The sequence below is a fragment of the Actinoallomurus soli genome (assembly GCF_024055715.1).
In the GTDB taxonomy this organism is placed as follows: domain Bacteria; phylum Actinomycetota; class Actinomycetes; order Streptosporangiales; family Streptosporangiaceae; genus Actinoallomurus; species Actinoallomurus soli.
The window spans coordinates 134,638-148,739 of record NZ_JAMXMV010000011.1 but is presented as its reverse complement, the minus strand read 5'-3'; the positions used below and the strand labels follow the sequence as shown (position 1 = coordinate 148,739).

Annotated in this window: 12 protein-coding genes and 2 tRNA genes; 2 read left to right on the top strand and 12 right to left on the bottom strand. The window is 71.9% G+C overall.

Going from position 1 to position 14,102, the window contains the following annotated elements; genetic code table 11:
- Nucleotides 1-4: 4 nt before the first annotated feature.
- The 8 genes from NDW01_RS26130 to NDW01_RS26095 form a co-directional block, all read right to left on the bottom strand.
- Complete coding sequence (locus tag NDW01_RS26130; RefSeq protein WP_252824790.1) at nt 5-673, bottom strand: hypothetical protein; 669 nt, start codon at nt 671-673, stop codon at nt 5-7.
- Between the two features lie 74 nt (nt 674-747).
- Nucleotides 748-1,386, bottom strand: a complete 639-nt coding sequence (locus NDW01_RS26125) for a DUF7019 family protein (protein ID WP_252824788.1) — start codon at nt 1,384-1,386, stop codon at nt 748-750.
- Nucleotides 1,387-2,679: 1,293 nt separating this feature from the next.
- Nucleotides 2,680-2,752: transfer RNA gene (locus tag NDW01_RS26120), tRNA-Lys, on the bottom strand.
- Nucleotides 2,753-2,826: 74 nt separating this feature from the next.
- Nucleotides 2,827-3,378, bottom strand: a complete 552-nt coding sequence (locus NDW01_RS26115; protein ID WP_252824786.1) for a response regulator transcription factor — start codon at nt 3,376-3,378, stop codon at nt 2,827-2,829.
- A 123-nt stretch (nt 3,379-3,501) separates the two neighbouring features.
- Nucleotides 3,502-3,577, bottom strand: a tRNA-His gene (locus tag NDW01_RS26110).
- 47 nt (nt 3,578-3,624) lie between these two features.
- Nucleotides 3,625-4,221, bottom strand: coding sequence for an oligoribonuclease (gene orn, locus NDW01_RS26105; RefSeq protein ID WP_252824783.1), 597 nt, complete (start codon nt 4,219-4,221; stop codon nt 3,625-3,627).
- A 20-nt stretch (nt 4,222-4,241) separates the two neighbouring features.
- On the bottom strand, nt 4,242-5,714 hold the full coding sequence (locus NDW01_RS26100) for a hypothetical protein (protein ID WP_252824781.1): 1,473 nt from the start codon (nt 5,712-5,714) through the stop codon (nt 4,242-4,244).
- 23 nt (nt 5,715-5,737) lie between these two features.
- Nucleotides 5,738-6,397 carry a pyridoxamine 5'-phosphate oxidase family protein gene (locus NDW01_RS26095; RefSeq protein WP_252824779.1) on the bottom strand — a complete coding sequence of 220 codons (660 nt, stop codon included), beginning with the start codon at nt 6,395-6,397 and terminating at the stop codon, nt 5,738-5,740.
- Nucleotides 6,398-6,465: 68 nt separating this feature from the next.
- Here NDW01_RS26095 and pdxR point away from each other — a divergent pair, with 68 nt between their 5' ends.
- Nucleotides 6,466-7,875 carry a MocR-like pyridoxine biosynthesis transcription factor PdxR gene (gene pdxR / locus NDW01_RS26090; RefSeq protein WP_252824776.1) on the top strand — a complete coding sequence of 470 codons (1,410 nt, stop codon included), beginning with the start codon at nt 6,466-6,468 and terminating at the stop codon, nt 7,873-7,875.
- On the opposite strand, the gene NDW01_RS26085 is transcribed toward pdxR, so the two are convergent.
- Nucleotides 7,799-8,488, bottom strand: a complete 690-nt coding sequence (locus NDW01_RS26085) for a hypothetical protein (RefSeq protein WP_252824774.1) — start codon at nt 8,486-8,488, stop codon at nt 7,799-7,801. The genes pdxR and NDW01_RS26085 overlap by 77 nt on opposite strands.
- A gap of 326 nt (nt 8,489-8,814) precedes the next feature.
- On the opposite strand from NDW01_RS26085, the gene NDW01_RS26080 reads away from it, so the two are divergent.
- Nucleotides 8,815-9,882, top strand: coding sequence for a phosphotransferase family protein (locus NDW01_RS26080; protein WP_252824772.1), 1,068 nt, complete (start codon nt 8,815-8,817; stop codon nt 9,880-9,882).
- A gap of 33 nt (nt 9,883-9,915) precedes the next feature.
- Here the strand turns inward: NDW01_RS26080 and NDW01_RS26075 are convergent, their stop codons facing one another.
- From NDW01_RS26075 to NDW01_RS26065, 3 genes are all read right to left on the bottom strand, one after another.
- Nucleotides 9,916-10,707 carry an isocitrate lyase/PEP mutase family protein gene (locus tag NDW01_RS26075; RefSeq protein WP_252824770.1) on the bottom strand — a complete coding sequence of 264 codons (792 nt, stop codon included), beginning with the start codon at nt 10,705-10,707 and terminating at the stop codon, nt 9,916-9,918.
- A gap of 95 nt (nt 10,708-10,802) precedes the next feature.
- Nucleotides 10,803-12,281: an RNA polymerase sigma factor gene (locus NDW01_RS26070; RefSeq protein ID WP_252825068.1), complete on the bottom strand. Its 1,479-nt coding sequence runs from the start codon at nt 12,279-12,281 to the stop codon at nt 10,803-10,805.
- 214 nt (nt 12,282-12,495) lie between these two features.
- A complete protein-coding gene (locus tag NDW01_RS26065) occupies nt 12,496-13,953 on the bottom strand; it encodes a sigma-70 family RNA polymerase sigma factor (protein WP_252824768.1) in 1,458 nt (485 codons plus the stop codon).
- Between the last annotated feature and the right edge of the window lie 149 nt (nt 13,954-14,102).

Here is a 14,102-nt window from a genome sequence, read left to right as displayed (position 1 = left end):
GGACTTAGGCGTCGAGATCGCGCAGGCATGAACTGATGACGTGCACCGCGAATCCCGTATGGCGCAGCGGATCCACCCGTTGATCGGTGTAACCGGTGGCCCGCAAGGCCTTGTCATGGGCCGCCCGCTGTTTGCGCGACCATTGGCTGCGGTCGACGTTGATGGTGGGCATGACCTCGGGGATAGCGCGCTTCCAGGGCTCGGGGACATGAGCTGCCTTCGCCTCGTAGTCCGGGTCGGCCGAGTAGCTGAGTGACAGTGCAACAGGGGGTTCGCCGCCGAGTTCCCGGCTGGCTGCGCGCAAGGACTTAGCCAATTGTTCCAGCGCCAGCCGGATGTGGAACTCCACTCCGGCCTGGCCTGGCTCGGGCGCGTACATCTCGGATGCGTCCTCGGGCACAACGAAGGTCACCAGGACACCTCGGGCCGTGAACAGCGCGGAAAGCCGGGGCCACCTTCCACCGCCCTCGACTGTAAATTCGGGCGGGTCCGGATGACACGACCAGCGCAGCGCCACCCACTTGACCGTCTCCACCGCCTCAGGCGGCAGGTTATCTGGCGTGTACGGGCCTCGGCTGCGGGTGTGCAGTGCGCTGCCCGGCATTTCGGCGAGCATCCGGGCCCCGCCCGCATCAACGACCAGGCTCAGCGGATGGATCGCCAGATCCAGCATCACGACTGTCGTCGCGTCGATCAGCTCCGAAACCGGCGGTTCGACAGGGCGCGCCCCACGCCGCCCTGGCCGCCTCATTCCGCCAAGGCGACGTAGAGCGGACTGCCGAGCAACACCGCCATATCGCTATGCGGATACAGCTCAGGGTACGGGCACGGGCCGTACAGCATGCGCTTCGCCACAAACTCCACGGTCTGGACGGGACCGCGGAGCGCGGAGTTGGCACGTACAACGGCGCCCAGGGCGTCGACGTCAGAAGGCTCATCCCCTGCCGCCAGCGCGGCGAGCCGGTCCAGCAGCGCGGGGACGAGCGAGGCGCTCAACTGAGGCTGGGGCGGCCCTCCGGAAGTCGCGCCGCTAACCACGTGTCCCGCCGATCCACCGAGCCCGACGACGGTCCGCTCGCTGTGCCCTCCGAAGTACACGGTGTCATTGTCTCCGATGGCACCCCACTGCATCGGCAGTACACCGTGCACAAACTGGCCAGGTTCGTCGACATCGCCGAGATCGCCGAAATCCCCCAGATGGTTCAGGACCCGCTCCAGACGGGCGAAGCGGTCCGTGCCCGTGGTTTCCACGGTGCGCCGGGCACCAGCCATCTTTAGGCCGATGTTCATCTCTGTCACCCGCTTGCGTGACCAACCCGGGTCGATCTGCGACAGCAGCATGGAAACCTTGGCATCGCTGACGTACAGATAATAGCGGAACGCCACGCCCGCTCCTTTCTCCGCCGCTGAGCAGGATTTTACCGCCTCAATGCCCTGGGGTGGCCCTCCCGACCGTATTTGGGTGACCAGTAGCGGACACGCTACTGTCGCCGACGCGGTGGCCGCGAAGATCGGTGACGGATCATTCGAAATCTAAGATCAGCTCACCGCCTACCTCACCGAATCGCGCACCGCCGGCCTACTCCTGGTCGGATACTTCAACTGCACGCGCTGAAACCACAAGACACGTGGCTGCCTCGTCGATAACCACGAGATCGACCAGGTTAGAAAAGATTGAATCGGCGCGGCCCTCCGAACAAGGGCCAAAGCGCCGGTGACGGTATTCACGTACGTGCTCGACTGTCGACTGGCCTGGAGTTGAGAGCGATTGGCGTAAGTCGAGCCCCCTCGTCGTCCTGACAGACGCTCGTCCCAAACCGTGGGCGTCCACCGACGTATGTGACGGAAGCGAGCGCCTCCAAGCATAGGAGCTGCAGCCCCCACGGCCGGATTGTTTGCTCGGCGTTCGCTCGGATGTCGCGACACGGCTCGGCAGCACCCGGTACGCCGTCAGACCGATGCATCGCTAAGAAGATGGCGAACGCGGACCAAATGACATGTAGTGGTACTGCGAAAGAGGGCGCGGTATCGCTTCGAGTAGGGAATTCTCGAACGGCTGTGGACTTTTAATCCGCAGGTTCGAAGCCGCAGGCAGCGGGGCTGACGTCGATTCGGACATTTCGAAAGTCGCAGGTCATCACTGCTGTCGAAGGTGTGCACCGAGGGCGGCAAGCCGTGATCCCTGGTCGCTGCTCATGGTTGTCGGCCTGGGCAGATCGTAGGCAGTCCATCGGCATATGCCTGGTTGGCGCGTTCGCGGATCTGTCTACTCCGGGCTGGAGCTCGGTCAGACGCTCGTAGCGGCGCTACCGGGCCGCCGAGCTGAGGCTGTGATCATCGAAGGCTTCGGTGCCGCCGTAGCGACCGTCTGCGCGGGGCTGGAGAGCCTTCCTGGTGTGCACCCCGCAGGCGGCTTGGCGGGGGAGGGGATGTTCGGTTGCACCAGAGGTGGGGGCGTGCCGGCTGGTCGCCTGCCGCCTCGGCCGGCGTATCGGTAATCCCCGGCCGGTTCGCGGGCGGGCTGCCGGTCGTGGTGGCGCGCGCCGTTCCGCCGGTGCCCGGGGTCGGATTACCAAGATCAAGCATCCGAACAAGCACGGAGCAACCATGGTCGCCAAACCGGCCCAAAACAGACACTGGGCGTTCTCGGTGGAACCGAGAACGCCCAGGCCGGACGGGTGCGCCGCCAGGGACTTGAACCCCGAACCCGCGGATTAAGAGTCCGCTGCTCTGCCAATTGAGCTAGCGGCGCTTGCGACGTCCGTAACTCTAGCAGCACCCTTGCCCTAGTTGCGAATCGAATGACCCACCACCCGTCGGCCCTGGTCAGCGGGGTCGGGGGCGGGCCCGCCAGAGGGTGATTGCGGCCGCCCGTGAGCCGACCCTGAGCTTGGCGTAGATGCGGTTCACGTGGTTCTTGACCGTCTTCTCGCTGAGGAACAGCTCCCGGGCGATCTCGCCGTTGGAGCGGCCGCCGGCGATCAGGTCCATGACCTCGGCCTCGCGGGCGGAAAGGTCGAGGTCGGCGCGATCGGCGTCGCGGAAGACCTGGAGGAGTTCGCGGGCGGTGAACCGGTCAGGGGTGAGATGGCCGCTCGCGCCCTCGCGGAGGGCCGCCGACGCGGCGGTGGGCTCGTTACAGACCACGAAGATGCGCACCCTGCGGCTCAGAGGAGCCGCGTGAGCCGCGAACTCCGGGCCGACGATCACGAGATCCGGTCTCAGGCGTTCCGCGGCTTCCAGGGCCTCTCCGGGCGCTGTGGGCTCACCCGGCTCGTTCACCACGTCGAGCTCGTCGCTGTCCTGCAGCAACGAGATCAGGGCCGGGTCGCCGTCGACGACCATGACACGGAGCGGCAGCGGACCGTCGGAACTCATCCTGCCTCCGGGGGACGCGGTCACGGGGGGACGTGAGCCGGGCGGGGTCGGAAGGGAGACGAAGGCCGTGGGGCACCGGAGAAGGCCGAAGGCCCCGGCGCGAACGCGCCGGGGCCTTCATCTTGGGGTGAGTGAGGGGACTTGAACCCCCGACACCCAGGACCACAACCTGGTGCTCTGCCAACTGAGCTACACCCACCATGTCCGCACGAGGCGGCGTGATGAAGTGTAGCGGCTTTCGGGACCTCATCGGTCACCGATATTCGCCGCGATGGCGCGGGCCGTCTCGGAGTCCGGTCCCGGCTGGGGCACGAACACGGCCTCGCGGTAGTAGCGGAGCTCGGTGATGCTCTCGGTGATGTCGGCGAGGGCGCGGTGGCCGCCCTTCTTCTCGGGACTGGCGAAGTACGCCCGGGGGTACCAGCGGCGGGCCAGCTCCTTGATCGACGACACGTCGATCATCCGGTAGTGCAGGTGGGCGTCCAGGGCGGGCATGTCGCGAGCGAGGAAGGACCGGTCGGTCGCGATGGAGTTGCCGCACAAGGGGGCCTTCTTGACCCCGGGAACGTGGGAGCGGACGTACTCCAGGACGCGGTTCTCCGCCTCCGCCAGGGTGATGCCGCCGGGCAGCACGTCGAGCAGCCCGGAGGCCGTGTGCATGTCGCGCACGACCTTCGACATCTGCTCCACGGCCTCCTGGGGAGGCTTGATCACCAGGTCGATGCCCACGTCGAGGATGTTGAGCTCACTGTCGGTCACCAGGGCGGCGATCTCGATCAGCGCATCGCGCCGCAGGTCGAGCCCGGTCATTTCACAGTCGATCCAGACCAGCCGGTCGTTCATGACCTTCACCATAAGTCCTGTCAGGACACTTTGAGTGAGGTCAGGAGCAGATCGAGGTCGCCCTGGCGCTTGTGACTGTCCGGAATCGAGACGTAGAACTCCGCCGGCGCCTGGCCGTTCCCGCGGTCGACGAGCACGAGCGCGGCCGTCTCCGTACGGAAGTTCCAGTGTTGTGACCCGGCCTGGGGGAAGGTCAGCCGGACCTTCAGGAGCCAGCCATCGTGTCCGCCGACGGGGTGGGACTCGGAGGCCAGGTCCTGGCGGGTGTGGGCGGGGTAGGCCGCCGGCTCCAGGGCCGCGAACACGGTCTTGGCCTTGGTCTGCAGCGGGTCGGTGGAGATGTCGGTGCTGACGCCGCTGTAGACGCTGGCGAGGTACGGCTGGCCGTTCTGGAAGTCGGCCATGACGGTGGCGGTCTCGCCCTGGTCGAAGCCGAGCTTGCCCAGGGTGCCGCTCGGAGCGACGGTCTCGGTCCGCCACGTTCCGCCGAGCCGGGGATAGGAGATGCCGGCCTGGGCGTCGGTGATGGTCGCGACGACCGGTGACCGGCCGGTCTTGTCGCCGCTCCCGCCGAAGACGTTCGTGGCGAGGAGGACCGCGACGACCGTGATGATGATCACAACGGCGGCGCCGCCGCCGATCAGGAGGGGGAGCCGGCCGCGGCTTCGGCGGGCCTCCGGTCCCGGGTGGGCCCACGGCGGCGGGACCGCCTGTCCCGGCCCGGCTCCCGGCCAGCCCGCCTGTCCCGGACCCGCCCCCGGCCAGTTCGCCTGTCCCGGACCTGCCTGGCCCGGACCTGCTTCGGGCCAAGCCGCCTGCCCCGGGCCCGCTCCCGGCCAGGAGGTCTGTCCCGGGCCCGCTCCCGGCCAGGCCGGAGCTGCATCCGGGCTCGCCTGTCCCCAGGCGGGCGGGGCGGCCGCCGTACCTGGGCCGCCCCACGTCTGCGTCGCCGGCCCGCTCCCACCGGGGCCCTGCCACGCCGGCACACTCCCGCCGGGGCCTTCCCATGCCTGCGTCGCCGGTCCGGCCGCGCCGGGGACTCCCTCCTCGGCCCTCGGGGCGGGGCCGGTCGAGTCCGAGCCTCCCTCGGTCCGCGCCGTGAATCCGCTCGGGTCCGGACCGTCCTCGGTCCGCGCCGCGGAGCCGCTCGGGTCCGGAGCTCCCTCGCCCCCTGCGGCGGGTTCACTCCCGTCCGGGCCTCCCTCGGCCTGCGCTGCGGGTTCGCTCGCGTCCGGATTCTCCTCCGCCCGCGCCGCGAGTCCGGCCGCCTCCGGGTTCCCTTCCACCCGCGCGGAGGGCTCGCCCGGGCCGGAGGCCGTCCGCTCCTGGGGCGGCGGCCCTCCGCCGGGCGGGGCCCACGTCGGCGCGCCGCCCCAGGGCGCCTGGGGGCCTCCGCCGAACGGTTGCGTCGTCTGGGTCCACTGGTGGCCGTCCCACCAGCGCAGAAGTGCCGGATCGCCGTACGGATCGCGGTACCAGCCCGCAGGAGTCATGGGGTCAGGGTATGTGGGTCATATCACTCTTCGGAATACCTGATCCCCGACCGGAGCCGAGGGTCGGGAACCGGCCCGCCGAGGACCTCCCGGACCGGCAGCACACCCGCCCAGACGTCGAGCGCGTAGTCCTCCTCGTCGTCCCCGGGCGGGCCCTGGCGGAGCTTCACCGACGCCTCGTCGAGCGGCAGGGCGAGGACGGCGGTCGCGGCGAGCTCCTTGCGGGTGGGGAGGCGGGCGACGTTCCAGCGGCCGGGGTTGAGGTTCTCCACCACGGCGCGGAGCCCGGCGAGCTTCTCGTCCGGGTCGGTGACCGGCCGGGGCCGTCCGTAGATCACGGCGCTGCGGTAGTTGATCGAGTGGTGGAAGAGCGAGCGCGCCAGGACGAGTCCGTCGAGGTGGGTGACCGTGACGCAGATCTCGCCGTCCGTCCTCAGGCTGGCGGCGCCCGTCGAACCGTGCAGGTAGAGGGTGTCCCCATCGCGGCCGTACCCCGTCGGCAGGACCCGCGGCGAGCCGTCGACGATCACGCCGAGGTGGCAGATGCGCCCGGCGTCGAGGACGTCGTACAGCGCCTGCCGGTCGGTGGCGGCGCGCTCGGAGAGGCGGCGTATCCGGGTGCGCTCGGTGCCGGAGAGCGCGGAAGCGGCAGGGGGTGCCTCGGACGGCGGCGGAGTGGTCATGGCCACGACGGTAGGGTCGAAGTGGTCTGACAGGTATGGCCACTTCCGCACCGAAAAAGGGAACCACTTTGTCGCGGGACCACTTCGACCTGCCCCTCGTCGTCGATCGCGAGGCCGGGACGCCGCTCAGTGTCCAGCTCGGCGGGCAGCTGCGCTCGGCGATGGCCGAGGGGCGCCTGAAGGCCGGCGAACGGCTCCCCTCGAGCCGGGCACTGGCGTCCGCCCTGGGCGTCAGCCGCACCGTGGTCACCGAGGCGTACGAGCAACTGTACGCCGAGGGCTGGATCGAGGGCCGGCACGGATCGGGCACGTACGTCGCCGACATCGCGCCGCCGAGCGGCGGGTTCCTCCGCGCGGCCCGACCGGTGCCCGCCGACCCGTCGCCGGCCGAGGGGACCGTCATCGACCTGCGACCCGGCATCCCCTGGACCCACGGGCTGGACACGCCCGCGTGGCGGCGCGCCTGGCGGCTGGCGGCGACCGTGACGCCGGCCGGGCGGCCGGACCCGCGGGGCCTGCCCGGCCTGCGCGCCGCGCTCGTCGACTACCTGCGGCGCAGCCGGGGCGTCTCGTGCCCGGTGGACCGGGTCCTGGTCACACGGGGCGCCACGAACGGCCTGGACCTCCTCGGAGCCGTGGTCCTGCGGCCCGGGGACCGGGTCGGCGTCGAGGAACCGGGCTACACCAAGGCGCGGGCGACGCTTGCGACGCGGGGCGCGGAGGTGGTGCCGTGCCCGGTGGACGAGTCCGGGCTGATCGTCGACGCGCTGCCCGACGGGCTCCGCATCGTCTACACGACGCCGTCGCACCAGTACCCGCTCGGCGGCCGCCTGCCGGTGCCACGCCGGCAGGCGCTGCTGGCGTGGGCGCGGCGCAACGGCGCGCTGATCGCCGAGGACGACTACGACAGCGAGTTCCGGTACGACGTGGCGCCGCTGCCCGCGCTGTACGGGCTGGATCCGGAGGTGACGGTCTACCTCGGCACCACCGCGAAGACGTTGGCGCCCGACGTCGGCGTCGGCTGGCTGGTGGCGCGCCCGGACCTCGTCGCGGCGATCACGGCCTTGCGGGAGCGCGTCAATGACCGTACGGCGGCGGTCCCTCAGGAGGCCGTGCGCATCCTGATCGAGCGCGGCGACCTGGACCGGCACGTGCGCCGGATGCGGGCGGAGTACGCGCGGCGCCGGGCGGCCGTGGTGGACGCGCTCGGCGACCTTCCGCTCCGCGGAGAGACCGCCGGGCTGCACATCGTCCTCGAACTGCCGCCGGACGCCGCGACCCTGGTCGTCGAGCGCGCGGCGGAGCACGGAGTCCTGCTCGACACGATGGAACGCCGGTTCGGCGGGCCGCCGGCCGTGCACGGCCTCGAGATCGGCTATGGCGCCGCCACGCTCGCGCAGGTCAAGAGCGGCTGTTCGCTGATACGTGCGCTGGTCCGGGAGGCTCTCTCCGGTCCGGCGCGTGCTGCCGCCGGCTGAGCAGCGCGTCGGGGTCGGCCGCGGCGGTCTCCTCACCGGGCGCCACCCGAGGCCGGGGAATCCCCAGCGGCGCCTCCGGACCGGTGATCTTCGAGGTGTCGATCCGGCCGGGATCGGAGGAGGTCGCCCCGGGCACCTGGGACGCGCCGAAGTGCCCGCCGCGCGCCCAGGGCCGGCGCCCGCGGACGGCGTCGTACGCCTCCGGCCGGGGCAGCGGCGGGCCGGCGGGCCAGCGGCGCGGCACGTGCCATCCGTCGAGCCACCCGACGATCCTGTCCAGGCCGTTCAGGGGGCCCGTCGTGAACGGCTCGTGGGAGAGCCCGACGACGACGATCTGGACGCAGGCGCGGCCCTCGCGGCCCACCTCGCCGGGAAGGAGCCACGCGGCCCGCGTGGCGGGCACCATCTGCAGGATCTCGCCGCTGCAGGGGTTCCACACGAGGTGGGCGCTCTGTCCCTGCTGCTCGAGGCGCTGGGCCACCGAGCGGGCGGAGATCCGGCGCGGGTCGTTCTCGCTGGTATGCCAGACCGCACGAGGCGCGCCGCCCTTGAGCGATCCACCGTCATGCGCGGTATGCAGGCGTCCGGCGCCAGGCAGCCATGCGTCGGCCACGGTCTGTTCCCCTCCATCGGGTCGGATCCTTGCCCGGATGGTGTTTCGGCTGATCGGGAAATTCGCCCTACTTAAGGCGCATTTGAGGGTGACGGTCACCTTTCTAGTTCCTGATACCCCAACGAGTCGAATGCCTACCCCTGGTGACTCTTCGTTGCCTCCTCCGGCCGGATCCGGTCGGAGCCGGGCCGGTTGGCGTCCCTGACCCGAGTCGCGTTCTAATAGGCGCTGAGCAGCGCGCGACCTGGTGGGCGCTGAGCGGCGCGCGACCGGCCGGCCGTGCGCCGCGGACCGAAGGGGAGGGGCTCATGGACGAAGGAGGTCTCATGGCCGAGCAGGTGGCCGGAGTGCCGGGGATCGACGTCCCGCGCCTGTCGTCCTGGCTGGCGGACAACCTGCCCGGCGGCGACGCCCCCGTCACGGGCATCGAGATGCTCGCCGGAGGCCGGTCGAACCTGACCTACCTGCTCCGGCTCGGCGACCGGCGCGTCGTGCTGCGCCGCCCGCCGCTCGGCCACGTGCTGCCCACCGCCCACGACATGCGCCGGGAGCACACCGTGCTGTCCGCGCTGGCCGGCAGCGACGTGCCGGTGCCCACCCCGCTGGCGCTGTGCCTGGACGAGGAGGTCATCGGTGCGCCCTTCTACGTGATGGAGCACGTCGAGGGCAGGGTGCTGCGCACCGTCGAGGACGCCGCCGACGTCACCCCCGAGCAGGCCCGCGCCCTCAGCGAGCGCCTGGCGGACGCCTTCGCCGCCATCCACCTGCTCGACGTCGACAAGGCCGGGCTCTCCGGCTTCGGCCGCCCGCAGGGGTACATGACCCGTCAGCTCGCCCGCTGGCGCAAGCAGTGGGACGCGTCCTTCCCCGCCGACCCGACCGCCGGCGACGACGTGCGCGCGTCGTACGAGCGGCTCGTCGAGCGGCTCGCCGCCCGCCTGCCGGGCGACGGGATCAGCGGCCTCGTGCACGGCGACTTCCGCCTCGACAACGCGCTCGTGCGCCTGACGCCCGAACCCGAGATCGCCGCGGTCGTCGACTGGGAGATGTCCACGCTCGGCGACCCGCTGTCCGACCTCGGGCTGACGCTGGTCTACTGGACCGATCCCGGCGACGATGAGCGCGGCGCGATCCCCGTCGGCTCAACCGTCACGACCGCGCCCGGTTTCCTGTCGAGCGGGGAGTTCGCCGACCGCTACGCCTCGGCCACCGGGTACGACCTGGCCGACCTGGACTTCTACGTGGCGTTCGGCTGCTTCAAGCTGGCCGTGGTGCTGGAGGGCATCCACGTCCGGTACCTCCAGAAGGCGACGGTGGGCGAGGGCTTCGACCAGATCGGCGCGTCCGTGCCGATCCTCCTCGACCGCGCCCACCGCACCCTCGACGAGGGCTGAGTCACCGATCCGCGCGGCGGATCGGGCCCGCCGTCACAGGTCAGGGGTCTCGCCGGTGTGGAGCCGCCCGGCGAGGCCGGCCAGGAGTGTGAGCGTCGCCCGCTGCAGTCCGGGCCCGAACGTCACCCGGCGCACCCCCAGCTCGCCGAGCCGGGCGAGGGAGGGCATGCCGGGCCGGTACAGCACGTTGAGCGGCGCGGGGATCCGGTCGGCGAGCTCGGCGATGGCCTTCTCGTCGGAGACCGAGATGACGAAGACGCCGTCGGCTCCGGCGTCGACATAGGCCCGGGCACGGCCGACGGCCTCCTCCAGACGCTCGGCGTCCGACGCGCCGGGCAGCGCGCCCGTGGCGTACACGTCGACCCTGGCGTTGATGAACAGCTCGCGGTCGGCGTCCCGCAGCGCGGCGATCCGCTCGGCCTGCGCGGTCACGTCGGCGAGGACGCGGCCCGCGCCCGGCGCGCCGTGCGCGGTGTCCTCGAGGTTGCAGCCCGCGGCGCCGGCCTCGCGCAGCCGGTCGGCGAGCTCGGCCGGCGGCAGGCCGTACCCCGCCTCGGCGTCGACCGACACCGGCACGTCCACGGCGCGGGTCACACGGCCCGCCGCGGCGAACATCTCCGCGTACGGCGCCGCCTCCCCGTCGCCGTACCCCAGGCTCGCGGACACCGCGGCGCTGGCGGTCGCGATCGCGGCGAACCCGGCGTCCACGAGCACGCGGGCGCTGACGGCGTCCCAGGCGTTCGGCAGGATCAGGGGGAGTCCCCGGTCGTCCGGGTGCTCATCGTGCAGGGCGCGCAGCAGCGCCTTCTCGGCAGGCAGGTCCATGGACCGACCGTACGGCCCCGGCCCCGGCACCGGTATGGCCACTCGGCGGCGATGGCCGGGGACCACCCGGCGGCGCCGGCCGGTCACCCGGCGGGTCAGTACCCGCAGCGCCAGCTGATGTAGGCGACGGCGCCCGAGGAGAAGGTGACCGAGCCCTGCCCCCGGCCGCAGCGGTCGCCGCGGCTGACGGAGAGGGAGGTGCTCGTGCCCGCGGCGAGGTTCCCCCTGCCGCCGGTGCTGACGCGGTAGGTGTCCACGACCGCCCAGGTCACGGGGCCACCGTCCGCGTACAGGGTGATCTGGCATGAGTAGCCGTAGCCCATGTTGCACCCCGAGACGACGAGCCTGCCCGGTTGCGGTTGCGAGGGGGGCTTCGGGTGCGTCGGCGGGGGACCGGCGGGCGGCCTGGTGTGGTGGGTCGGGGCGGCGGTCCTGGCGTGCTTGGACTTCGACGGCGTCGGTGTCGGTGTCGGCGAGCTCGGCGTGGCGGAGGGCGTGGGCGTCGGCGTCCCCGACTTGGTGGGCGTGGCGCTCGCCGCGTGCGAGGTCATCGAGCCGTCGTCGGTCGGGGTTCCGCCCGGGGCGGACGCGGCGGCGTCGCTGCCGGCGGGCCGCTCGCCGTTCGAGCCGCCCGACCCGGAGGACACGAGCAGGAACCCGCACAGGAGCAGGACGGCGCAGGCGGCCGCCCCGCCGACGAGCCACACGGGCGTGGCCGTGCGGCGCCGCTTCTCGGGCGCCGGCTCGGCGGGCGGCGGCGGGGGCGCGAAGCGCATCGCGATCGTCGCCCGGGTCTGAGCGTGCTCGGGGGAGAACGCCGTGGCCAGGACGCGCCCGCGCAGGTCCGCGGGGGCGGCGGCGGCCGGCATGGCCCGCAGCAGCAGGTCCGTCGCGACGGCACCGTTCACGCGCAGGGCGCAGATCGGACAGCCGGCGACGTGTTTGGCCAGCTCACCGCACCGCTCCGCGTCGAGCCGCTCGCCCGGCGGGCCCGCCAGCGCGGGAACGGTCGGGCAGTGGTCGCGGCCGGTCGTCGCGACGACGACCGCGGCGAACGCGGCGTCGAGGTCGCCCCGCGCCTGCTCGACGAGCACGGAGGTCTCTTGCGGCGTCGTTCCCAGCACCTCGGACAGCTCGTGCGGGTCCAGCTCATGCCGTATCGCCAGGTCGAGTGCCTCACGCTGGGCGGGTTCCAGCACCGCGAGCGCGGCGCGGAGGAACTCGAGGGTCGCCGGGTCCAGGCCGTCCGCACCGGTCTCCGGCGCCCGCCGGCGCTCGGCCGGGAGCTCGCCGTGCGAAAGGCGGCGCAGGCAGTCGGCGCGCGTCGTCGCGTACAGCCAGCCCCGGAACAACCGGGGGTCGGGAAGCGCGGCGATGCGCTCCCGCACCGCGATCAGCGAGTCGTGTACGGCCTGCGCGGCGGTGTCCTGGTCGCGCAGCAGGACGTGGCAGTAGTCGAACAGCCGTTCCGCGTACGCGGCGTAGAGCTGCGCGATGGCGTTGGTGTCCCCGGCGTCGAGTGCCCGCGCCAGCCGCTGGTCCTCGGCCCTGTCGATGCTCGGCCACCCGGCCACGTCACCCTCCCCACTGCTCGATTCATCCCGCAGAGCCCAGATGTCCCAGGCGCACCATCAGTTCCCGAATACTGCCACTAACACCCGCCTCATGGCTGGCTTCCGCCACGAAAGTGGTCAAGCCCGGCTACGCTTCGCCGCCGGTTGCGGAGCGTGCAGGTTCTCGCCGGGCGTGGCCGAAACCCGGTGCGTCGGTGTGCGGAGCCGACAGGCGTCAGCAGTCCCAGTGCACGTCGGCCGACGAGCCCGGGGAGAAGGACACCGACCCGGTGTTCTCGGTGAAGCACCAGTCCTTGTAGGTCCGCGAGACCGTGACGTACGCGGAGTCTCCGGCGCCCAGGTCGCCGTCGCCGGTGGCCTGGACCGCCCCATTGGTGCCGCTCACCGCCCAGTGCACCGGACCGCCGTGGGCGGTCACCCGAACCTTGCAGCGGCCGGAATACCGCATGTCGCATCCGGCCACGGTCAGCGTCCCGGTGGTGGACGACGGCTGTGGGGCGGAGGACGCCGGGGCCGGAGCGGTCGTCCTGGGCCTGCCGAGGGTGTGCGCCGGCTTCGGGGTCCTGCTCTTCTTCGGCGTGGGGGTGGGTGTCGGGGTCGGCGTGTGCGGCTTCTCGGACCTGCTCGGCGACGGGCCGGTGGGGGAGGACTCGGACGGATCGCTGCTCGGCGAGCCGCTGGACGGTGCGGCGGCGGCCTGGTCGCCGGAGTCGGCCTTACCGCCCGAGCCGGGGAGCACGAGGAAGATCCCGGTGAGGGCCAGCACGGCGCAGGCGGCCGCTCCCAGGGCGACCCACATCCCGGCCCTGCGACGGGTCTCGTTCTCGGCGAACTCGTCGTCGTGCGGCGCCGGCCGCGGCCGGTCGAAACGCCCCGCGACCGCCGCCCGCAGGTCGGCGTGCTCGGGCGTCACGGTGCCGAGCACACGCGCGCGCAGACCGGCCGGCACGGCCGCGATCGGCATGGCGTGCAGCAGCCGGGCGGTCGCCACCTTGCGATTCGCGCGCAGGCCGCAGATCGGGCAGTTCCCGATGTGGCGGGCCAGCCGGCCACAGGCCTCGGCGTCCAGCGGCCGGTCCGCCGGGCCCGCCAGCGCGGGGACGCTCGGGCAGTCGTCGCGCCCGGTCGCCGCGACGACCACGGCGGCGAAGGCGTCGTCCAGGTCGTTTCGAGCCTGCTCGACGAGCAACGTCACGTCCTGCGGCGTCGTGTTCAGCACCTCGGCGAGCTCGTGCGGGTCGAGCTCGTGTCGGAGCGCCAGATCGAGCAACTCGCGCTGTGCGCTGCTCAGCACCATCAGCGCCGCGTGCACCAGCCGGCGGGTCGACTCGTCGATCTCCACGAGACCTTCGGCCTCCCGCGCCTTCCGCCGGTTCTCGGGAATTCCGGTCTCGGCGCGGCGTCGCAGGCACTCGGCGCGCGTCACGGCGTACAGCCAGCCTCGGAACAGCCGGGGATCCGGCAGCGCCGAGCCCCGCTCCTGCACGATGATCAGCGAGTCGTGCAGACCCTGGGCGGCCAGCTCCTGATCGCGGAGCAGTACGTGGCAATAGTCGTACAGCCGTTGCGCGTACGCCTCATAGATGTCGGCCATGGCGGTCGGGTGTCCCGCCCGGAGCGCCTGCGCCAGCCGCTGGTCCTCGGCCCTGTCGATCGTCGGCCACCCCGCCACATGTCCTCCCCGTTGCTCACCTGCCACAAGCGACACAGACGCCCCAAAGGCGTCTTCGGTTTACGCATCCTGCCATCGATCAAGGGGTGATAGGTCAGTTTTGGTGGCGAATGCGGCATAGTGGGCAACGCTCTGTGATCACTTTCTGC